The organism is Pantoea sp. SGAir0215 (assembly GCF_043543215.1).
On record NZ_CP028031.1, the window covers coordinates 2241037 to 2262581 of the forward strand.

Here is a 21545-nt window from a genome sequence, read left to right on the forward strand (position 1 = left end):
TTAAACCGCCGCAGCGGTGAGTGTCAGAAAAGCGTCACGGCAGGCGATATGTCCCCCGGCTTTTACCGGGCGAACCTCGCCATAGCGTTCGCAGTTGGTCACGATTACAATCACGCTCGGATCGATGCCTTCGGCCTCAAGCGCGTTCAGATCGAATGTGATCAGCAGATCGCCGGTGCGGATAAACTGGCCCGGCTGAATATGGCTGGTGAAATGGCGGCCGCCGAGTTTCACGGTATCGATGCCAATGTGGATCAGGATTTCCGCGCCAGTGTCACTTTTCAGCCCCAGCGCGTGGTGGGTTTCAAAGAGCGACTCGACGCGGCCATCAATGGGGGAGCGTAACTTGCCGCCGGTCGGGTAAATCGCCAGCCCTTTGCCAAAAATTTCATCGGCAAAAACCGGATCGGCTAAGGCGCTTAACGGAGTGATCTCACCGCTGACCGGCGCAAAAAGCCTTACGTGGTCCTGCGTATGATGACAGTGTGAGGAGGCTGTATTGTCCACGTTCTTCCGGGGCGCTTCCTCAAAACCCAGTATGACGGTCAGCAGGGCCGCACTGGAAAAGGCAATGACCAGACTCAGCAGTGCTGATAAGAAGGTGGGACCAACCAGGGCGGGAATGCCGGGCAGGCCGCTGAGTGCAAACGCATAGGTTTTTACGCCCATCGCCATCGCAAACGCGCCACCACAGGCACCGCCAAGCAGAGCGGCGGCAAAGGGACGTTTGTAGCGAATGTTGATGCCGTACATCGCAGGCTCGGTGATGCCCATGGCAGCACTGAAGCTGGTGGTAAGCGCCAGCGATTTAAGCTTTTTATCCCGGGCCCGCAGAAAGACGCCAAACGCCGCACCGGCCTGACCAAGGTTGGCCACATAGAAAAGAATTTTAAACGGGTCGAATCCCATATGGCTGATGTTATGGATCATGACCGGCACCAGCACATAGTGCATGCCGGTAATAATAATCAGCGACAACGTCCCGCCGACCACCACGCCCGCGATAATGCCCATGTTTTCGACCAGCCAGATAATGCCCCCGGTCAGCGCGTTACCGGCAAAAATCCCTAATGGCCCGATAGCGATCAGCGTCACCGGCGTGACGATAAGCAGGCTTAAAAGCGGAACAAACATGGTTTTGAGGGCGGCAGGGATAACGCGGTCAATCAGGCGCTCCACGTAACTCAACAGCCAGATTGATAGCAGGACCGGAATGACTGTCGAAGCATAGTTCACCGTGGGAACGGGTAAACCCAGAAAACGTATCGGCTCACCTGCGGTAAAGAGGGTTTGCAGGGCAGGGTGAAAGAGTGATGCCGCCAGCGCAACAGCGACATAAGGATTGGCACCAAAGCGTTTTGCCGCACTGAACGCCAGCGCCAGCGGCAAAAAATAGAACACGCCATCACTGATCGCCAGCAGGATCTGGTAGCTCTGGTTTTGTGTCTCCAGCCAGTGAAACTCCACCATTAGCGCCAGAATGCCCTTGAGAATCCCTGCACCCGCTATGGCCGGAATAATCGGTGAGAAGATGCCGGACAACCCTTCAAGCACTGCGGAAACAGGGTTACAGCGCGAAGCAGGGCGGACAGAAGCTTCCTGAAGCGGAAGCTGACTGAGCAGCGCATCGCACAGTGGTTTGACATCATTACCGATGATGAGTTGAAACTGGTCGCCAGAAATATTAACCCCGATCACGCCATCCAGTGCTTCAAGCGCGTGACGGTCGGCTTTACTGTTATCTCTTAGTAAAAAACGCAGGCGGGTAATGCAGTGAAATAAAGACTGTACGTTATCTTTTCCGCCTATCAGGGGAATAATTTGCTGTGCGGTGTCCTGATAATTCATAAATCCCTCCAGACTGAAGTCGATATGACGTCATCCACAATGACCGGCATAAACCGGGTGGCATATTTTCTGGGGTTTGCCTGATTAAACAGTCACAAGCCGGTAAAGCAATTCAGTAATGCATTATGGGGTGTCAACATCATGCGCACTGCGCTGCACGATGTTTTCAATGTGTACCGTTAGATAGAGTTTTTCTGAGTGACTCATACTGTGGTGATAATGTTTTTTTACGAAGGTGCTGATGGCTTCTACGCACTCAAACGTTCGGGCATATCGCTGTTGTGCCAGCGTGAATAATTCCTCGTCGTCGTTATTTAATACTTCGCCATCAATGACCCGCTGCGCAAAGAATTTTAAATGGGTAATGAAGCGCTGGTAATTCAGACTGTGTTCATCGCGGGTCAGCGTAAAAAAGTATTTTACGATTTGTTGTAACTGACAGAGGAGTTGGGTGATTTTAGTGGTTTTGCCTAAGTTATCATTGAGCCCGGCATTCACGATATGCAGCGCAATACTGCAGGCTTCGCTGTCTGGTAACACGGTGCCGGTGCGGGCCACTACCATGCCCAGTGCCTGGCGGCCAATCGCATATTCTGCGGTGTAAAAATGACGGACTTCCCATTCCAGTGGGTTGGCGAGCAGCGCGTTATTTTTATGCCGCTCCAGCGCAAAGTAGAGGTGATCGGCCAGCGTAACATACAGCCCTTCGCTTAGTTTATGCTTCAGCGTTTCATGCGCCAGGCTGACGATATCGGCGGTCAACTGGAGAATATCGATGGGAACTTCACTGACCAGATCTTTAAAGCGTGCAGAGAGGCCTGAATCTTGCAGCCGAAATATCTTTTCTGCTTCGTGCAGATGAATACGGGCCCCGTTGCGTGTATTAAATCCCAGCCCCCGACCGGTTAAAATCACTTCAAGGCCGTTATCATCTACGGCACTGACCACATTATTATTCAGTATTTGTCTGACCAGCATCGCTCACTCCTGAAACACAATCGGGCAAAACATAAATACAGCGTTGAAGGGATTATCCCTCAGCCTGCATTCAGGTTTTGCCCGATAATCGGTAACAAGCGTGATGCCGGTTAATCCTGGCACCTGGAAAATTGATATTCAATATGAAATTGTGCAGTGAGTCATCTGGCGCGCTGATTTGTGATCCGCTTTACGAAAAGTAATAGATAAAGCCGTTACGTGATCGGGGGGAATGGGCGATGCCGGCGGGTTAGTGCGCTGGCAGGTGAGGGGTAGGGTGTTGGGTAGCAGGCAGATCGGGAATAAGCAGGGACGTGATGGCTGTTAAAAAATGAACGTCTGCTTTGAGCGAGGAGCAGAAGTTAAGGGGCGGTTTATTATCTAACATGATCTATATGAAATAGGGATTCTTGGCGTATTGCTAATACAACCCCGATTTAATGTAACTCTTGTCCACTTTCATCTAACTTCCTCTTGTTCAGGTTCATTTTTAACTGCTAATATGCAGTATATAAAGGAACATGGATTTACCATTGTAAGATGCTGCTGAAAGGTAGGCATAATTATACTGTTAGGTGTCTTTTTTATTTTTAAAGGCTTTAAACATGTCTAAAACACGCGATGATTTCAGCTCAAAAACTGTAAGAGCTCTAGCACTACGGGCAGGTTATAGGTGCTCATTCCCCGGTTGTAATCAGCTTACAGTTGGCCCCAGTGATGAATCCTTAACATCTATCACAAATATTGGGGTAGCTGCGCACATTCATGCCGCAGCTCCTGGGCCATTAGCAAGACGATATGATCCAAGTCAAACACCAGATGAAAGGAAAGATATAAATAATGGCATCTGGATGTGTGTTAATCACAGCGTTGAAATTGATAGAGATGAAATTAGATATACAGCAGAAATTCTTAAAGAAATGAAGAAAGCCCACGAAGAAGAGATTAAAAAAGAGGTGAGTAATGGTTCTTCATCAACCAAACATAATGATTTCATTGCAATAGGTATAGACATTATCGTTTTCGGAGAGCTCACCGGAATCTCAACCAGTGAGTGGACTATAAAATTTTCAAACTTCTTTACTGGCGATTTATCTAAGCTAATATCTTTCAACGAAAGATTCCACTCCATCCCAACCGAAGAAAAATTTATTCTAGTTAATCAGCTTGGTGAGGGGCGTTTGTTATCAGCACCAATAAAATTAAATAAATTACCAGATAGCTATGAAGTAATCGTCCCTGTTGAAATAGACACTCCGCGCATCAATTGCAATAGCCTCCCAATGGATTTAGATATTTTCACGACAGGCGATTTATTTGTAAATAGTTCTGGTGATATAGCTACGATATCGGGGTTTGAAGCTTTACCACAAAAAATATATACTTCCCTTTCCACCATTAGAGGTGAGATTTATTCCCACCCAACATTGGGTTCCAGAATAAGACAGTTCTTCCATGACTTTGAAGGAACAATGTGGCTAGACAAATTAGTTAAATTAGAAGTTATACGCTTATCTTGCATACCAATTTTTGATTCAATCACAAAAAAAAAATACACTCCATTACATTGTGTAAAAAATGTCAAAAATATTCGGGTGATATCAACTGAATATAAAGATAGCAAATTACCTATTGAGTTCACCCTTGATATTGAAGGTTTCGGCATCTGGTCCAAAGAAATAAGTGTTTTCTTACCTAAATACGATGAATAAAATTGAAGTTCTTGAACCGCTATATTTGGTTCCGGTATTTCCTCAGCGAGTGGTATCTTAGGGCCCTGTGCGGAGGATTTCATTGTAATGCTCATACGTTGTAGCCAGGTTCGTGTTTCTTCAGCAAGGCCATTTGGGCTAGTGGCCTGCTCCCCATTGCTCCACACAAAAAGTTATTCATTACGTCCGCTCCTGGCACACAGTAGACATCGAGAGACAGCTTCGAGCTATAATCAGAAGTTCGCAATTATCATCACCCAAAAGTTGTTTATAACTTGTAGCAAGGTGCATTATTCAACGTTGAGTTGGTCAAGTTCAGTTAATGAACGGACGATATCTCACTCTGCCCAATAGCACATCTGTTTTACGGGAAGTGAGTTTTAACATCACGAGCTTTATTAGTAAACATCACTTATTTATTAAGAATATTTTTCATAGAACAGGGCCGGAGAACTTAATTTCATATTCTAAAAAGTGATGCGCAGACATCACTTTAAACTTTTTAAAGAGCGAAAACCCTGCGTCAGAATTTGACAGTAGGAACGGTTGGCCAGATTCTAGCAATAGACTTAAACATAGTTTCCACAATATATTCGAGTATTTCATCATCAGGCTCTTTCATTAATGATTTTACTTTATTTATTCTATCCTGGAGTGAAGGGTGAGATTTTGAAAAACCCCAATTGTTTTTGCCTAACATAGTTACGCTAAATAATGCACAGTATATAGAAAGTCTTCTTTTCCTGCTCACCAACACACGGTCATATATAGACTCTTCACAGTAATTATCTATATGGTCAAGGATAAATTTAGTTGCAAACTCATCACATGAGAACTCTTCATTATGAGCTTGTTCTTGTGTGAATTCATTCATATCATAACTGGTACCTTCCTGCTGATGAATTATATGTCGGACTTCATGCAAAAATGCCCAAGCAGCAGCAATAATTGCTAATTCAGCTGTTGCTCTTTTAACTGGTTCGATTTTACTGTCAGGCATGGTGCCAGGTTCAGGAATTCCAATTGGTAGTGGTTTTTCATCCGGTACCTCATCTTTAGCCGTGTTTTCGAAAGCACAGATTAACTGTTCAAAGTTCACGAAGTCTGCCGAACTGAAATCAGCAAGTTCTTCCTGTAGCTCCTTGAGTAAAACATGTAATTCTGATTCGGTTGAGACTAATGATATTTTATTCGAGTCAAAAAGTTCTAAAATACAATCCCTTTTATCGATAAAGTCTTTAATTTTTTTATTTTGCTCAGTGTTTATTGCTTCGTAGCCCGCCATTGCAGCAAATGTTCCTATCCAGAACGTGCGCAAAACACGATGATTGAAGCGGATAAATCGATACATACCCGCATCAAAAATAAATTTACCGTCTGTATGATTATCGCTATGATTTTGGAAGGTCATGTTAAATTTAGACCAAAACTCATTCAGTTCATTCTGACGCTCTGGAATAGAGGCTAAAAACATTTTTCTTACGCTATCCTGAACTGTTTTATCTTCATTATGCTCTTCAAACATTTGCTCACCTATATTGCTGTTAATTTTATCTAATGATGAACCGAGTGGGTTGTTTACAAAGCCTCATGTTACATGTTTTTTGCTTTCCGAATATTTAAGCGTTGGAAGCAAGTAGGAAAAACGTAGAGCAGTTAACCAAGGCTTTCTACAGGCAGATTAACATAACTTGGTTAGGAATGTCCGCTCCTGGCACAAAGCGGACTGACGGCAGACTGATGTCAGCTATTGGCACATAGCGGTATGAAAACAAGATCGTTAGTTCCACTGTGAGCGAGAAAGAGACATATAACCTTCTTAACAAATGATTCGTGGTAGCACTACAAAAGTGCCTAGATTAGCCACAGTAATTCAAGAAGAATAAGTCACATGCCCATATTTTTATCAAAAAAATCCATGATGAAAAAACAGCGCTTGTAACTTTTTTAATAAATAGTAGTATTGCTTTTTTCATAGAAATCATCAATCCAAAATGAATATTAGAAAAATAAAGCAGTCCAGATTTGATTCTCTGGCGGCGTATGCGAGGGACCCCCGGGCAAAAACCTTTGGTAGGGAGATCGCTTGGTATGAAACTGAAGACAAAAGTATTGTTTCATGCATCATACAAGATTACACCGATAAAGATTTTTTCGGGATGTTAATGGCTCGTGATGAATCTGAACGATACCGTTTTATTGATAATTCCGAATGGAATGAAAATTTTTCTGTTTCTGAATCCGCCTTGTTGATCAAAATGCTAGAAATACATGAGAATATTGATAAGGAAAGATTGCAAGGGGGGACACATAGAGCCCCGGTTGATTTTTTTACCCCCCTAATAAAAACAAAAAATAAACTATCTCCTCTTTTCAAGGAGTTGGTATGTGATTCTTTATTTGCTTCTGCAAAGAATATTATTGAACCAATGATGCGTTGGTATGAAGATGCAGATGGTAATTTTGTAGAGCAATTTCAGACAACAGGTTTTAATCAACGAATATGGGAGTTGTACCTATTCGCTCTATTGACTGAGAATGATATAACATTCAATCAGAAAGAAGCTATTCCTGACTTTATTTGTGACAGCTTTCAAGGTGAATTTTGCATAGAAGCTACAACTGTCAATCCTTCAATAATAGAGGGTAAAGATGAAGAGCTGCCACAATATTACAATTTAAAAGATTTCGAAGATATAAAGAATAACTATTATCCTATAAAATATGGAAGTGCTCTTTTTTCAAAACTTAAAAAAAAGTATTGGGAAAAGCCAGTTTGTAAAGACAAACCTTTAGTTTTTGCTATCACAGACTGTCTCAGCCCTGCTTCCGGTAAGGATTCCAGGGCGTCGTTACCATATTATCTTTATGGGTACAGACATGAAGCCAAAGTAGACGATAGTGGGAGTGTGACAATAGTTCCTGTTAAAATCGAAGAGCATAGCTGGGGAAAAAAAGTAATCCCTTCAGGTTTTTTTTATCTTCCAGAAGCGGAAAATATTAGCGCTGTAATTTTCTCTAATGATGCATCATTTGGAAAGTTCAATCGTATGGGACTTCTAAATGAATTCGCACCTGAAGGTTCAGAGATGATTAGATCGGGACTTAGAATTAATCATGATGTCAATGCAATAAGACCTCTATCATTTAGCATGGAAGTCGGCTCTCCTTCCTACCATGAGCAATGGAGTGAAGGTCTAGAGGTTTACCATAACCCTAACGCTTTACATCCTCTATCTAGGAATGTATTTCAAGATGCCGCGAATCATTATTTATTAGCTGATGGGCAAATTAAAACATATTTACCAGCCTTTCATCCGCTTGGTTCAATTACTAAAGTAAAACATTTAGAGTAAGCGTTAGTATTTATCATAAAAGACTAAAATATACTATTTGGTTACCGAAGGTGGGGCAACCCACCTTTGATTTATGTCAGCAACGTCCGCTACTGGCACAATTCAACCCATCCGCACATCACCATAACCATCACCATTCTACTCAACTCTACTCGGCAAACCTCGCCCGCAGCCACCGAATAAACGTAGTCACAGCCTTAGGAACCTGCGCAGTATGCGGACGTACTACCCATAAGCTTTCGGCAAATGCGTCTACTGTTCGCCATGCGGGCAGAACCTGCGTTAGTGTCCCTGCAGCCAGCGCGGCTCGCGCACTAAAATCAGGAAGCAGGGCGATACCGAGTCCCTGTAATGCCGCATCGCGGACGGATTCGCTGTTGTTAGTGGCAAAGTTTCCCTGTCCCTTCACCATTACGGTTTCCTCTCCGCCCGTCACTTTATGGAAATGCCATCGCGGCGGTTCCTGTCCGCGCAGATAGTACAGACAGTTATGCCGCTCAAGGTCGTCGGGCTTTTGCGGGGTGCCGTGTTGCGCCAGGTAAGCGGGGGAGGCAACCAGAACCGCATGCGTGTCACACAACTTCTGCGCAATGTGGGTTTCCGGAAGTGTCTGGCTGTGACGGATGGCCAAATCAAAACCTTCACGGGTCAGTGATACCAGACGGTCGTTGACATCCAGCTGAATAGTGACCTGCGGGTACTCCCGGACAAAATCGCCAATAACCGGGACGAGCTGCTGGCGCGCAAAGGCTACCGGCGCACTGACACGCACCAGGCCTCTCACCGGGCCGGTTTCATCACGAATGCGTAAAAAGGATTGCTCAATTTGCGCAAAAGGATCGCGTAAGTTATCCACCAGTTTTTCGCCCGCCGAGGTCAGACGGACGCTGCGGGTAGTGCGCTGCACCAGTGCTGTGCCGGCCATATTCTCCAGCTCTTTGATTTTCTGGCTCATGGCTGCCTTGCTGACCTCCAGCCGATCAGCCGCGCGGGTAAAACTTCCCGATTCAGCGAGTACCGTCAGCCAGTACAAATGTACCCACAGTTCATCCGTGCGGAATGCTTTCATAGGGATTGTTCAAAATAGCGAATAATCATTTCAGCCCTGTCTCTTTTTCTTTTCAACAGTAGTCGTCAACATAGCGCGACATCATACACTTACGATTTAGACCAACCGAGGGTTTATTTATGCCATTGCTGACATTCGACATCATTGAGGGACGTTCTGCTACGGAAATCAGAACAATGCTGGACGCTGCACATCGGGCTGTGCTCACCGCGTTTAACGTTCCCGAACGTGACCGTTATCAGATTGTTCACGAAAATAAAAATTATCAGATGGTGTTCCAGGATACCGGGCTGGGGTTTGAACGCAGCGACCGTCTGGTGATGGTCCGGGTGTTTACCAGCCCGAGAAGTGAAGAGCAAAAAACGCGTTTCATGGCGGAACTGGCACGGGAGTTGGCAGAACACTGTGGGGTGGATGGGAAAGATCTGATGATCAGCTTTATTACCAATGCGCCGGGTGACTGGAGCTTTGCGGATGGTGAAGCACAGTATCTGACCGGAAAGCTGTAATTACCGCGTTTCCTCTCGGTTGTCAGTCACAGCGTTTTGAGAGGAAAGATAACATTCTCACCACGCCCCAAAGCATGTTATCCGTGGCACCCGATACCACGCCGGGGCATTATGAAAGACAGCGTCGAAGTAAACGGCCTTGCTTCCCGTTGACTGACATTAAACGATATCTCTCCATTAATTCCCCGGCGGATATTAGTCTTTTCCTATGACTCACCCCGGCACCGGGGCCGATTTCACCCGGATTCGTTGAAATAACGCGGTTGCCATTACTTTTTTATCTGACTATAGCCTGCCGTTATACCCCGCCACCAAACAAGCATTCGTCACCTTTCAACACGCATGAAATAGTGGTTTCAGAACCTTACCTTTGTCTGAAACGAGAACTCTCATGCTAATCCCACAACCCTATTTACTTTTTCTTGGCGATGTTACCGATCCCCTCGCGGCAAAAACGGCGCGCGGTATTCATATCTGGCGACCGGAACAGTGCGTTGGCGAAATTAAACTGCCGGGCTGTACGGTCAGCCTGGGGCTGGATGAACTTGATATCGCCAGCGCCAAAGCGCGCGGCGCGAAAACGCTGGTGCTGGGCACCGCCAACGCAGGGGGGTATCTGCCCGAACACTGGCTGGATACGGTGAAAAGTGCCATCAAAGCCGGCATGAACGTGGCCAGTGGATTACATCATCGTCTGGTGGATGAGCCCGAGCTGGTCACGCTGGCAGAGACGTTTGGTGTTGCGCTTTTCGATTTGCGTCATATGCGTCCGAAGCTGAGTGTCGGTAGCGGTAAGAAGCGTTCAGGTAAGCGGATACTCACGGTGGGGACTGACTGCTCAGTGGGCAAGATGTACACCTCACTGGCGCTGGAAGCGGCAATGCGTGCGCGCGGAATGAAAGCGGATTTTCGTGCCACGGGACAGACCGGGATTCTGGTTGCAGGGGAAGGCATTGCTGTGGATGCGGTAATCGCGGACTTTATTGCCGGTGCGGCGGAAGCCCTGTCTCCTGCCAACGATGATGATCACTGGGATATCGTGGAAGGGCAGGGATCGTTGTTCCATCCCTCTTACGCGGGCGTCAGTATGGGGCTTATGCACGGTGCGCAACCGCACTGGCTGGTGATGTGCCATGAAATGGGCCGTCCGCATATGCGCCATTTGCCGCATCAACCGATGGTCAGCCTGAAAGACTGCGTGGAAGCCAATCTGCGCGCCGCCCAGGTGACCAGTGAGTCCGTTCAACTGGCTGGCTTTGCGATTAACACCTCAAACTACACGGAAGAAGACGCGCGCGCCTATTGTGCTGAAATCCGTGCCGAATTCGGTTTACCGGCAACCGATCCGGTGCGTTTTGGTATCGATGACATCGCCGCGCTGCTTCAGGAGCGGGGCTGAGATGAGACAGGTGCAGATCAACGTGGTGGAACTGCCGCTGGCGCGACCGTTTGCTATCTCGCGCGGTGTGCGTACCGCCGTGACGGTTATCCGCGTCACGCTTGAGCAAAACGGCTTTATTGGGCAGGGCGAATGTACACCAACGGCGCGCTACGATGAAACGCCAGACAGCGTTCAGGCCCAGCTTGAGGCGATACGTGCTGACGTGGAAGCAGGCCTGAGCCGCGATGATCTGCAACACCGTTTGCCCGCCGGTTCCGCGCGCAATGTGCTGGACTGCGCACTGTGGCGACTTGACGCCGCACGGGCCAGTCAAACGCTCTGGCAACAGAGTGCATGCCCGCCGCCACGCTCGGTCGTGACGGCGGAAACCCTCAGCCTCGATACGCTGGAAAACATGGCGCTGGCGGCGGCGGATGCCGTCTCGCGGGGTGCCATCCTGCTCAAAATCAAGCTCGACCGCGATGCGGTTCTGGAAAAAGTGGCGGCGATTCGTGCCGCGGCCCCGCGTGCGACGCTCATTATCGATGCCAATGAAGCCTGGTCGGGAATGGATCTGGAAAGCCTGCTGGTGGCGCTTCAGGCCTTTAACATTGCGATGGTCGAGCAACCGCTTCCCGCAGGTCAGGATCATGACCTGCAACGCTTCCGTCATCCTGTTCCCGTCTGTGCGGACGAGAGTTGCCACACGCGAGAGGACATTGCCAGCCTGCGTCATCGCTACGAGATGATCAACATCAAGCTGGATAAGTGCGGAGGTCTGACGGAAGCGCTGGCGATGGTCGATGAAGCGCATAAGCAGAACATGCGCATCATGGTCGGCTGCATGCTGGGTTCATCCCTGGCGATGGAAGCGGCATTGCCCGTGGCGGTGCACGCAGAGCACGTCGATTTAGATGGCCCGATCTGGCTGGCGGCCGACAGCTCTCCTTTTTTGAATTACTCCGATGGCCGTATCTGGCTGTAACGCGACGAGGCATTGATGACGGACACACGACTCACTTCTTCTGCCACACGTGCTGACGGTGCATCACCGGTGCTTGCTGTTCAGGACCTTAGCGTCTCATTTCGTGGACGCAGTGGTGAGAATCAGGCGCTGAAAGGCATCAGTTTCGCCATTTATCCAGGCGAAATTGTCGCCGTGGTGGGCGAGAGCGGCTCAGGTAAATCAGTCACGTCGCTGGCCGTGATGGGCTTGCTGGCGAGCAGCGGCCGTATCGATCGCGGCAGCATGCAGTTTCGCGATCGCCGCGGAGAAGTTCATGCGTTAGAAACGCTGGATGACAGTCAGCGCCGCACGTTGCGTGGCCGTGAAATGGCGATGATCTTTCAGGAGCCGATGACCTCACTGAATCCGGTGCTGCGTATCGATGATCAACTCACCGAAGCGTTACGCGACCATCATCAGTGCGACAAGAAACAGGCTCATGCGCGCGTACGTGAACTGCTGCGACAGGTACGTATTGCCGATGTCGATCGCGTCATGAAAAGCTATCCGCACGCGCTGTCCGGCGGGATGCGCCAGCGCGTAATGATTGCTCAGGCGCTGGCCTGTGATCCGCAACTCCTGATTGCCGACGAACCCACGACGGCGCTGGACGTCACCGTACAGGCGCGCATTTTACATATCCTGCGTGAGCTGCAACGCGAGAAGAACATGGCGGTGTTGTTTATCACCCATGATATGGGCGTTGTGGCGGAAATTGCGGATCGTGTTGTGGTCATGCTGCGTGGCGAAGTGGTCGAGCAGGGCACCGTGTCAGAGATTTTTGCCGCCCCGCAGCATGCGTATACCAAAGCGTTGCTGGCAGCCGTGCCAAAACTGGGCGATATGCGCGAATACGCGTGGCCGCAACGCTTTCCCCTGTTGGGTGCACAACAGGCGGCGCAACACGAACAGCTGACGGCGCGCTACGACAGCGAACCGCTACTCGATGTACGTGGGCTAAAAGTGTATTACCCCATCCGCAGCGGCATCTTCTCGACCCATACGCATCATGTGCATGCGGTTGAGCAGATTGATTTCAGTCTGTGGCCGGGTGAAACCCTGGCCATCGTGGGTGAAAGCGGCTGCGGTAAATCGACCACCGGGCGTGCGCTGATGCGCCTGATCGCCAGTGAGGCGGAAAGCATCCACTTTGAAGGAAAGGAAATCTCTCATCTGAAAGAGACGGCATTCCAGCCGCTGCGCCGTGAAATTCAGATGGTGTTTCAGGACCCCTATGCGTCACTGAATCCACGTCTGACGGTGGGGTTTACCATTGCCGAGCCGTTGCTGTTGCATGGCATGGTGGACTCACTGGAACAGGCTTCTCCACACATCGATGCGCTGCTGAAAAGCGTTGGGCTGTTGCCGGAGCACGCGCGTCGTTATCCGCACGAATTTTCGGGCGGTCAGCGCCAGCGTATTGCCATTGCCCGCGCGATGGCCCTGAAACCGAAAGTGATTATTGCTGATGAAGCCGTATCGGCCCTTGACGTTTCAATTCAGGCGCAGGTGGTGAATCTGATGATGGATCTCCAGCAGCAAACGGGCGTAGCCTGGATATTCATCTCTCATGATATGGCGGTCGTCGAGCGCATTGCCAACCGCGTGGCGGTGATGTACCTCGGCCAGATTGTCGAGCTCGGACCGCGCCAGTCGGTCTTTAATCAACCGCAACATCCTTATACCCAACGTCTGCTGGCCTCCGTGCCGGTGGCAGATCCCGAGAACCGTCAGCCTCGCCGTTTTGATGACAGCGAAATCCCTTCGCCGTTGCGAAAGGTGGGCGAAACGGTCACGAAACCCCGTTATCGGCAGGTTGCACCGCAACACTGGGTCGCTGACGGCATTGCATTGCGATAATCCTTAACGACCAGGAGATTTTATGAAAACGCTGTTCCGCCGTACTTCACTCGCCCTCGCCTTAACGACGACACTGGTCATGACCGCGCAGGCACAGGATCTGCGCATTTCAATGTATGCCGATATTACGGGGCTCGATCCGCACGATACCTCGGATAATGTCAGCTACTCGGTGCAGAGCGGTATCTTTGAGCGCCTGTTTCAGTTTGATCCCCAGATGAAGCTGGAGCCCTGGCTGGCGACCGGTTACACCTCCAACGACAGTGCGACGGAATTTACGCTGACGCTGCGTAAAGGCGTTACCTTTCAGGATGGTACGCCTTTTGATGCGGAAGCGGTCAAAGCGAACCTTGATCGTCTGGCAGACCAGAAAAAAGGGCTGAAGCGCAACAGCCTGTACAAAATGATCGATAAGGTGACGGTGTTGGCTCCCGATCAGGTGAAAATCTCACTCAATCAGTCATTTGGTGCTTTTATTAACACGCTGGCGCACCCTTCGGCGGTGATGTGGAGCCCGTCGGTTCTGAAACAGTATCCGGACGAGGCCCAGTTGCGGCTGCATCCGGTGGGGACCGGGCCATTTAAATTCGTAAACTGGACTCCGGGCAAAGCGGTCACGCTGGCGAAGTATGACGGTTACTGGCGGCAGGGCTGGCCCAAAGTCGATCAGGTGATTTTCTCACCCAGCCCGGAAGATGCGACACGGGTTGCCGCGTTGAAATCGGGTCAGGTGGATGCCATTTGGCCTTTGCCTTCGGATCTGATCGCGGCGGTGAAGCAGGACAGCAACCTCGCGATTCAGCGCGATCCGAGCATCTATCTCTATTACATGGCGATCAATACGCAGCATAAGCCACTGGCCGATGTCCGCGTGCGCCAGGCAATCAACTATGCGATTGACCGTCATCTGTGGTTGAAGGTGGCCTTTGCCGGTTTGGGTAAAGCGGCCACCTCCGCGATGCCGGAAGGGGTGCAGTTCTATGAGAAGCAGAGCGATCCTGATTACCACTATGCGCCGGATAAGGCCAAAGCGTTGCTGAAAGCGGCGGGCTACCCGAATGGGCTGGATCTCAAGCTCTGGGTCACCAATGCGACCGCCAGCGTGCGCGCCGCCCAGGTGCTGAAGGCGCAACTGGCCACGGTGGGTATTCGCGCCACGGTGACACCGATGGATTCCGGAACGCGCAACGCGAAGCTGTGGGGCGTTCAGGACCCGAAAAAAGCCGAATTTGACCTCTATTATGGCGGCTGGTCGACGTCTACAGGCGATGCCGACTGGGCTCTGCGTCCGCTGTTCGCCACCGAATCATGGGTACCTACCTCGTACAATGTCTCCTATTTCAGCAATCCTGACGTCGACAAGGCGATTGCTGCCGGGCTGGCGACGGCCGATCCGGCAAAACGTGGTATCGCCTATGCTCAAGCGCAAAAGCTGTTGTGGAAAGAGGCCCCCGTGGCGTTCCTTGGCACGCCAGACAATCTGGTAGGCAAACGCAGCACCCTGAGCGGCGTTTCGATGCTGCCTGATGGCAATCTGTTGTTTACTCAGGCGTCGTTTAAATAAGTCGCGGATGTCCCTCACGTGCCTTTGCCGGTTGCGGCGGCACGTGAGGCTCCCCGTCTCACCTTTATTTCAGGGAATGGCATGTTTGCATACATCATTCGCCGATTGCTGGAGATGATACCGGTTTTGCTGGTGGTCTCGCTGCTGGTTTTCGGTTTCATCAAGCTGCTGCCGGGCGATCCGGCGCGCATTTATGCCGGACCGGATGCACCGATTGAAGCGGTCGAAGCGGCACGTCAGCACCTCGGGCTCAACGACTCGTTGCCGCAGCAGTATGTTAACTGGATAGACAGCCTGTTACATGGCGATCTTGGCACCACGTACCGCACCCAGCAACCGGTGCTGCAGGTGATTAAGCAGGGCTTCCTGCCCACACTGTGGCTCGCCTTAGCCGGTTTCGCCTGGTCTGTGCTTCTCGGCCTGATGCTTGGCGTACTCGCGGCCCTGAAACGAGGGAAATGGCAAGACTGGACGCTAATGAGCGTGGCGGTGGGGGGGATCTCGATGCCGGCGTTCTGGCTGGGGCTGCTGCTAATCCAGTTCGTTGCGATGCCTTTTGGCCTGTTCTCGGTCAGCGGCTTTAACAAGGCCAGCGATATTGTCCTGCCCGCCATCACGCTGGGATCGTCCGTTGCGGCGGTCATGGCACGCTTTACCCGCTCGGCCTTCCTTGAAGTGGCACAGGAAGATTACGTGCGCACCGCGAAAGCGAAAGGGCTGCGTAACCGTCTGGTGACGTGGAAACACGTGATGCGTAACGCGCTCATCCCGGTGATCACCATGCTGGGGTTGCAGTTTGGTTTTCTGCTGGGCGGTTCGATTGTCGTGGAAAGCGTCTTCAACTGGCCAGGGTTAGGCTGGCTGTTAATTGAGTCTATCAAAGCGCAGGATCAGCCGGTCATTCAGGCGCTGGTGATGCTGTTTGTATTTGAATTTATCGTCATTAATCTGCTGGTGGATCTGCTTTACGCGGTCGTCAATCCGGCAATTCGTCTGCGACAGGAGCCGAGATGAGTCATCAATCGCTGACTGATAACCCGCCTCAGGTTATTCGCTCGCCGTGGCGCGATTTCCTGCATGCTTTTGTGCGCAATCCTCTGGCGCTGGTTTCAGGCGGATTTGTCCTGCTGCTGATTCTGGTGGCGATCTTTGCGCCCTGGCTGGCTCCCTGGGATCCGATGGCGCCCGACTGGATGGCGTTATCCTCGCCCCCTTCGGCAGCACACTGGATGGGCACCGACGAACTGGGGCGCGACCTGCTCAGTCGTATTATCTATGGGGCGCGTATTTCGCTATATGTCGGCGTGCTGTCCGTGACGCTGGGCATGATTGTCGGCGTCGTGCTGGGATTGCTGGCGGGCTATTACGGTGGCTGGGTCGATATGCTGATCATGCGCGGTGCCGATGTGTTATTCGCGTTTCCCGGCATGCTGCTGGCCATTGCGGTGGTGGCGCTTCTGGGAACGGGCCTGAACAATGTCATCATCGCCGTCGCGGTGTTCAGCGTGCCCGTCTTTGCCCGGATTGTGCGCGCCTCCACGCTGTCATTGAGACAGGCTGCCTATGTGGAAGCCGTGCGCTGTGCCGGTGCACCCGACCGAATCATTATCCTGCGCCATATACTGCCGGGCACGCTTTCCAGCGTCATTGTTTATTTTACGATGCGCATTGGCACCAGTATCCTCACAGCGGCAGGCTTAAGCTTTATTGGCCTCGGACCGGAGCCGGATGTGCCTGAATGGGGCAATATTCTGGCCATGAGCCGGAGCATGATGATGGCGGGCGCGTGGCACATGAGCGTGTTTCCGGGGCTGGCGATTTTTATCACGGTGCTGGCGTTTAACCTGCTCGGCGACGCGCTGCGTGACACGCTCGACCCGAAACTCAAGGGCTGACGATGGACTTTCAACAATGGCAGTGCGAACTGCTGCTGGATCGCTGGCGTAACGAGCGTCAGTTGGGGCAGCCGCGTAGCGCATGCGGCCCCACTAATCGCATCAGCGATGTGGCTGGTGTGCGCGTCGGCCACGTCACGCTGGCTGAGGGAGAGCGGCAGACTGGCGTCACCGCTATCGTTCCGCCGGGTGATAACCTGTTTCTCACGCCGCTGCCGTGCGGAGCTGAAGTTCTGAATGGCTTTGCGAAACCGGTCGGACTGACACAGGTCGAGGAGCTGGGTGTGTTACACACGCCGATTCTGCTCAGTAACACGCTGGCGGTGGGCACGCTGTTTACCGCGCTGGTAAGGGATGCCATCAGTCGTAACCCGGAACTCGGGCGGACGCTGCCGACGGTGAACCCGCTGGCCCTGGAGTGCAACGACGGCTGGCTCAATGATATTCAGGCGCTGGCCATCAGTGAGGCGATGGCGCAGGAAGCATTGCATACAGCCGCAGCGGACTTTTCCCGCGGCAGCGTTGGCGCAGGACGCGGGATGAGCTGTTTTAATCTGAAGGGCGGGATCGGCACGGCCTCGCGTGTTATTCCGTCGCTCAATGCCACGCTGGGAGTGCTGGTGCTGGCGAATTTTGGCTCGCTCAGCGCGCTCACGCTTGACGGTGTGCGACTCGGTGAAGTGATTGCACCACTGCTGGCAGGAGAGGCACCGCAGCGTGATGCCGGTTCTGTCATCATCGTGATGGCGACGGATGCGCCGCTGGATGCGCGTCAGTTGAAGCGTATCGCGAAGCGTGCCGGTGCCGGCCTCGGGCGGCTGGGCAGCTACTGGGGCCACGGCTCGGGCGATATCGCCGTAGCGTTTTCAACGCAACCGCTGCCGCAACCGCCGCAGGACGCCATGCTGGAGCCGCTGCTTGCCGCCGCAGCAGATGCCACCGAACAGGCTGTACTCGATGCCTTGTTGAGCGCAGAGCCTGTTACCGGCTTTCGGGGTCACCATCGCCCCTCACTGACTCAGATTCTGGACAGGTTAACCACATGAAAATTTTTATTTCTGCCGATATTGAAGGTATCGCGGGCGTTATGCGCCCGGAGCAATGCACACCCGGCAACCCGGAATATCAGTTGGCCCGTGGTCTGATGGAACAGGAAGTGAATGCCGCGATTGAGGGGGCGTTCGCGGGAGGCGCAACGGAGGTGGTCGTTGCAGACAGCCATGCGCAAATGACCAACCTGCGGGCGGAAAATCTTGATCCCCGCGCCCGGCTGGTGCAGGGCAAACCGCGCGGCTTGTCGATGGTTGAAGGCATAGAACAGCAGACGTTCGACGGATTATTTCTGGTGGGCTATCACAGCGCAGCAGGCGAACCCGGCGTACTGGCGCACACCATTAATGGCCGTGCATTCTGGCGTATCCATATCAATGGCCTGGTGATGGGCGAAACCGATATTTACGCCGCTGCCGCCGCTGAGCAGGGCACGCCACTGTGGCTGGTCACGGGCGACGATCAGCTGCAGAGCTGGATAGCAGAGTATTACCCAACGGTTGACTACGTTTGTGTCAAACGCGCCATTTCTCATACCTGCGCAGAATCCATTAGTCCCAAAGCGGCACAACGTGCCATAGGCAGTGCTGCACGCGCCGCGCTTGAGCATCAGCGCGATACGCGCACGACCCGGTTGACCGCGCCTTATCATATGCAGCTTCAGGCCAGCAAACCCGTGTTGGCCGATCTGTTCTGCCTGATCCCCGACGTCACGCGCATCGATGCGGTTACCGTGGGATATCAGGCAGAGCGGATGGAGACGTTGATCAGCTTGCTCAGTGCATTTTCTTACCTGGCGAGTACCCAGGCGTAGCACAGGGACAGCCATGAGTTCAGGGGCGGGTAACCTTCGCCCCTGCAGCTTCCTTTTTTCAGAAACATCGCCGCCGGGCGCGATCGTGCGCACTGACCGACAATCCGCCACCAGGCACCGTCGATCCACATGAGATAACCCGGCCGTCTCCCCGCTGCACCATGGCAGGGCGAACGCCTGGCTTTACCCTTTTCAATAATTCAGCCAGTGAGGGGAAATGGGCCGATACCGGCGCGATTTACACCTGTTTCCCCTTGCTTAAGCCCGGCGCCGCCTTATTTCAGCGCAAGGCGGTAGCGGGTCGCTTCGCCTCCCTCTGTTTTACGGTACAATTTTTGCAGCAGGGATTGTCCTGTCTTTACCCGCCCGGATCGTATCGGCAGTAAGGAATAACGACAGAGGCAGGACAGATTCAGGCGCTGGTCGTTTCTTTGCCCGTACCGCGGGTGAGATGACAGATGGTTCAGGTTTTCCATTTTGATTCAGGCGTTGGCGGTGCTGTAAGTGAAGCGCTGAAAAGGGTGCATCACAGCGGCCTGCGGGTAGCTGAATCCACACAGGGTAAATAATGATGCGGCTCCGTCACATAGAAGTCTTTCAGGCCATCGTACAGACCGGCAGCATCAGCGCAGCCGCGCGCCTGCTCAACGTATCGCAGCCCAATATCAGCCGCGTGCTGAATCATGCAGAACAGCAACTGGGCTTTGCGCTGTTTGAGCGGCGTATCCAGGGCATGAGCGTCACGGCAGAAGGGCGACGGCTGCTGCCAGAGGTGGAAGATCTCTACCAACGCTTACAATCCATCACCCAGCTCACTGAACAACTGCGACGCGGCGAAGGACAGATCGTCCGTGTTGGTGCGGCTCACGCTTTCGGTCAAATGGTGTTGGCACCGGCATTGGTCACCTGGCGACAACAGGTGCCCTCGGTCAGCGTTGAGCTGGTCACGGAACACTTTAGTACCTTATGCCAAATGATCCTGGAGAATCAGCTTGATTTCGCCCTGGTCTTTGGTCAGCAGGTGGATGCAGCGCTGCTGGCGGAACCGCTGTTTCAGTCGTCAATGGTGGCGCTACTGCCGCCAAATCATCCCCAGCATGAGCCCGTTACGCTGGCATGGTTATGCGCGAATAACCTGCTGATGATGCAGACCCAGGATCCGCTTGGGCGCGTCCTGCACCGCGCGCTACGCGATAAAAAGCTGAATCCGGCGGTGTCGCTATCGATTAAAACCTACTCGGTAATTGCGGATATGGTACTGGCAGGCGGCGGTGTGGGCGTGGTGGATCTGTTCACGGCTTGCCGCTATGCCGAACAGCTAAAATTACTCCCCGTCGCACAACCGTTGCCGTTTGAAGTGATGCTGATCAGCCGTCGTGATCAACCCCAGTCCCAGTCCACGCTGCAACTTAAGCAGGTCATTCGCAACAGGCTGTGGGAAATCGCCCGCCAGTGCGAAGCGCAGTTTATTTGTGACTGAGCAAATAAACGGTGGTACGAGGTGCGTTCAGGCCTTTCGCCGCGCCTGAACGGCCCTGGTCGGGCTTTTCAGATGCGCGTTGTGGCTTTCACGGTGTCGACAAACAGCCGTAACGCGACGGGCATGTGCCGGTTTTGTGGAAAATAGAGTGCGATACCTTGCGAGGTGATTGTCCAGTCGTCCAGCACGGTTACCAGGCGCTGTGTATCCAGCCCGTGCTGTGCATAGCGCTCCGGTACATAAGCCATGCCTAATCCGGCGATGGCAGCATCTGTAATTAACGCAGCGCTGTTAAGCGTCAGGCTACCGGGGACATCCAGTGCATATTGCTGCTTACCTTGCTGATATTCCCAGTGATAACGTTTGCCGCTGGGCAGTCGCTGCCGTAAGCAAATGTGCTGCATAAGATCCTGTGGATGCTGAATGGCGGGCCGTGATGCCAGATAATCAGGCGATGCCACCGTCACAAAACGCAGCGGACCGCTCAGGAAAACAGCCACCATATCTTTCGGCACGTCTTCAAACAGCCTTATACCTGCATCGAATCCCTGTTCAACAATATCGACCAACTGACCCTGTGCGACTAAATCCGTTTCAATGCCGGGAAAGGTTTGAAGGAACGTTGGCAATACTGTCTCCAGCAGAAGGCCAATCGCGGCATCACTGGCATTGATGCGCAGTGTTCCATAGGGTTGATGGTGGCTGGCAGTGACGTCATTCAGCAACTCGTCCATTTGAGTCAGCAGCGGCGTCATACGCGCAATCAGCATTTCACCGGTTTCGGTTAACGCCACACTTCGCGTCGTCCGATGGAAAAGCCGCACGCCAAGTGCCGTCTCCAGACCTTTTATGGTGTGGCTGAGCGTTGAACGTTTAAGGCCGAGCACATCCGCCGCACGGCGAAAGCTGCGCTGGTCAGCCACCGTTTTTACGGCCAGTAATTCGTTCCAGGACGGGCGCTTCATTGTTTAAAATTTCCCACCATCTCATGCCAGTTTGGGGAGATTATGCCATCAGTCAGGT

At 52.0% G+C, this 21545-nt stretch carries 17 protein-coding genes; 12 read left to right on the forward strand and 5 right to left on the reverse strand.

The genetic code is table 11. From position 1 onward, the window contains the following. Both C1N64_RS10575 and licT read right to left on the reverse strand, forming a co-directional pair. Positions 1-1848, reverse strand: a complete 1848-nt coding sequence (locus C1N64_RS10575; protein ID WP_394515485.1) for a beta-glucoside-specific PTS transporter subunit IIABC — start codon at positions 1846-1848, stop codon at positions 1-3. A 123-nt stretch (positions 1849-1971) separates the two neighbouring features. Then, a complete protein-coding gene (licT, locus tag C1N64_RS10580) occupies positions 1972-2826 on the reverse strand; it encodes a BglG family transcription antiterminator LicT (RefSeq protein WP_394514771.1) in 855 nt (284 codons plus the stop codon). A gap of 605 nt (positions 2827-3431) precedes the next feature. On the opposite strand from licT, the gene C1N64_RS10585 reads away from it, so the two are divergent. Further along, positions 3432-4538 carry a hypothetical protein gene (locus C1N64_RS10585; RefSeq protein WP_394514772.1) on the forward strand — a complete coding sequence of 369 codons (1107 nt, stop codon included), beginning with the start codon at positions 3432-3434 and terminating at the stop codon, positions 4536-4538. Positions 4539-5061: 523 nt separating this feature from the next. Here the strand turns inward: C1N64_RS10585 and C1N64_RS10590 are convergent. Continuing rightward, positions 5062-6063: a phage exclusion protein Lit family protein gene (locus tag C1N64_RS10590; protein ID WP_394514773.1), complete on the reverse strand. Its 1002-nt coding sequence runs from the start codon at positions 6061-6063 to the stop codon at positions 5062-5064. Between the two features lie 469 nt (positions 6064-6532). On the opposite strand from C1N64_RS10590, the gene C1N64_RS10595 reads away from it, so the two are divergent. After that, entirely contained in the window at positions 6533-7894 is a 1362-nt protein-coding gene (locus C1N64_RS10595) for a hypothetical protein (protein WP_394514774.1), read from the forward strand. Positions 7895-8042: 148 nt separating this feature from the next. On the opposite strand, the gene C1N64_RS10600 is transcribed toward C1N64_RS10595, so the two are convergent. Beyond that, on the reverse strand, positions 8043-8963 hold the full coding sequence (locus C1N64_RS10600; RefSeq protein WP_367143145.1) for a LysR substrate-binding domain-containing protein: 921 nt from the start codon (positions 8961-8963) through the stop codon (positions 8043-8045). 119 nt (positions 8964-9082) lie between these two features. Here C1N64_RS10600 and C1N64_RS10605 point away from each other — a divergent pair, with 119 nt between their 5' ends. The 10 genes from C1N64_RS10605 (at position 9083) to C1N64_RS10650 (ending at position 20522) form a co-directional block, all read left to right on the forward strand. Further along, positions 9083-9472 (forward strand): tautomerase family protein, encoded by a 390-nt coding sequence (locus C1N64_RS10605; protein WP_058701352.1) that lies wholly within the window; start codon positions 9083-9085, stop codon positions 9470-9472. A 391-nt stretch (positions 9473-9863) separates the two neighbouring features. After that, positions 9864-10871 (forward strand): N-acetyltransferase DgcN, encoded by a 1008-nt coding sequence (dgcN, locus tag C1N64_RS10610; RefSeq protein ID WP_033737483.1) that lies wholly within the window; start codon positions 9864-9866, stop codon positions 10869-10871. Between the two features lies 1 nt (position 10872). After that, positions 10873-11838: an N-acetyl-D-Glu racemase DgcA gene (dgcA, locus tag C1N64_RS10615; RefSeq protein ID WP_394514775.1), complete on the forward strand. Its 966-nt coding sequence runs from the start codon at positions 10873-10875 to the stop codon at positions 11836-11838. A gap of 15 nt (positions 11839-11853) precedes the next feature. Then, complete coding sequence (locus C1N64_RS10620) at positions 11854-13719, forward strand: ABC transporter ATP-binding protein (RefSeq protein ID WP_367143143.1); 1866 nt, start codon at positions 11854-11856, stop codon at positions 13717-13719. 22 nt (positions 13720-13741) lie between these two features. After that, positions 13742-15283 carry a glutathione ABC transporter substrate-binding protein gene (locus tag C1N64_RS10625; protein WP_367143142.1) on the forward strand — a complete coding sequence of 514 codons (1542 nt, stop codon included), beginning with the start codon at positions 13742-13744 and terminating at the stop codon, positions 15281-15283. An 81-nt stretch (positions 15284-15364) separates the two neighbouring features. After that, positions 15365-16297: an ABC transporter permease subunit gene (locus C1N64_RS10630; RefSeq protein ID WP_015065583.1), complete on the forward strand. Its 933-nt coding sequence runs from the start codon at positions 15365-15367 to the stop codon at positions 16295-16297. Further along, positions 16294-17178 (forward strand): ABC transporter permease subunit, encoded by an 885-nt coding sequence (locus tag C1N64_RS10635; protein WP_033737479.1) that lies wholly within the window; start codon positions 16294-16296, stop codon positions 17176-17178. The genes C1N64_RS10630 and C1N64_RS10635 overlap by 4 nt, the downstream gene beginning before the upstream one ends. A 2-nt stretch (positions 17179-17180) precedes the next feature. Next, positions 17181-18224: a DmpA family aminopeptidase gene (locus tag C1N64_RS10640; RefSeq protein ID WP_367143140.1), complete on the forward strand. Its 1044-nt coding sequence runs from the start codon at positions 17181-17183 to the stop codon at positions 18222-18224. Beyond that, entirely contained in the window at positions 18221-19042 is an 822-nt protein-coding gene (locus tag C1N64_RS10645) for a M55 family metallopeptidase (RefSeq protein ID WP_058701349.1), read from the forward strand. The genes C1N64_RS10640 and C1N64_RS10645 overlap by 4 nt, the downstream gene beginning before the upstream one ends. 571 nt (positions 19043-19613) lie before the next feature. Beyond that, positions 19614-20522: a LysR family transcriptional regulator gene (locus C1N64_RS10650; protein ID WP_032413424.1), complete on the forward strand. Its 909-nt coding sequence runs from the start codon at positions 19614-19616 to the stop codon at positions 20520-20522. A gap of 68 nt (positions 20523-20590) precedes the next feature. Here C1N64_RS10650 and C1N64_RS10655 read toward each other — a convergent pair whose 3' ends face one another. Beyond that, positions 20591-21487 (reverse strand): LysR family transcriptional regulator, encoded by an 897-nt coding sequence (locus C1N64_RS10655; protein WP_394514776.1) that lies wholly within the window; start codon positions 21485-21487, stop codon positions 20591-20593. Between the last annotated feature and the right edge of the window lie 58 nt (positions 21488-21545).

Bases quoted from the DNA above. Each gene is read 5' to 3' on its own strand.
- C1N64_RS10575 (WP_394515485.1), bottom strand. From the start codon at position 1,848: ATGAATTATCAGGACACCGCACAGCAAATTATTCCCCTGATAGGCGGA.
- licT (WP_394514771.1), bottom strand. From the start codon at position 2,826: ATGCTGGTCAGACAAATACTGAATAATAATGTGGTCAGTGCCGTAGAT.
- C1N64_RS10585 (WP_394514772.1), top strand. From the start codon at position 3,432: ATGTCTAAAACACGCGATGATTTCAGCTCAAAAACTGTAAGAGCTCTA.
- C1N64_RS10590 (WP_394514773.1), bottom strand. From the start codon at position 6,063: ATGTTTGAAGAGCATAATGAAGATAAAACAGTTCAGGATAGCGTAAGA.
- C1N64_RS10595 (WP_394514774.1), top strand. From the start codon at position 6,533: ATGAATATTAGAAAAATAAAGCAGTCCAGATTTGATTCTCTGGCGGCG.
- C1N64_RS10600 (WP_367143145.1), bottom strand. From the start codon at position 8,963: ATGAAAGCATTCCGCACGGATGAACTGTGGGTACATTTGTACTGGCTG.
- C1N64_RS10605 (WP_058701352.1), top strand. From the start codon at position 9,083: ATGCCATTGCTGACATTCGACATCATTGAGGGACGTTCTGCTACGGAA.
- dgcN (WP_033737483.1), top strand. From the start codon at position 9,864: ATGCTAATCCCACAACCCTATTTACTTTTTCTTGGCGATGTTACCGAT.
- dgcA (WP_394514775.1), top strand. From the start codon at position 10,873: ATGAGACAGGTGCAGATCAACGTGGTGGAACTGCCGCTGGCGCGACCG.
- C1N64_RS10620 (WP_367143143.1), top strand. From the start codon at position 11,854: ATGACGGACACACGACTCACTTCTTCTGCCACACGTGCTGACGGTGCA.
- C1N64_RS10625 (WP_367143142.1), top strand. From the start codon at position 13,742: ATGAAAACGCTGTTCCGCCGTACTTCACTCGCCCTCGCCTTAACGACG.
- C1N64_RS10630 (WP_015065583.1), top strand. From the start codon at position 15,365: ATGTTTGCATACATCATTCGCCGATTGCTGGAGATGATACCGGTTTTG.
- C1N64_RS10635 (WP_033737479.1), top strand. From the start codon at position 16,294: ATGAGTCATCAATCGCTGACTGATAACCCGCCTCAGGTTATTCGCTCG.
- C1N64_RS10640 (WP_367143140.1), top strand. From the start codon at position 17,181: ATGGACTTTCAACAATGGCAGTGCGAACTGCTGCTGGATCGCTGGCGT.
- C1N64_RS10645 (WP_058701349.1), top strand. From the start codon at position 18,221: ATGAAAATTTTTATTTCTGCCGATATTGAAGGTATCGCGGGCGTTATG.
- C1N64_RS10650 (WP_032413424.1), top strand. From the start codon at position 19,614: ATGCGGCTCCGTCACATAGAAGTCTTTCAGGCCATCGTACAGACCGGC.
- C1N64_RS10655 (WP_394514776.1), bottom strand. From the start codon at position 21,487: ATGAAGCGCCCGTCCTGGAACGAATTACTGGCCGTAAAAACGGTGGCT.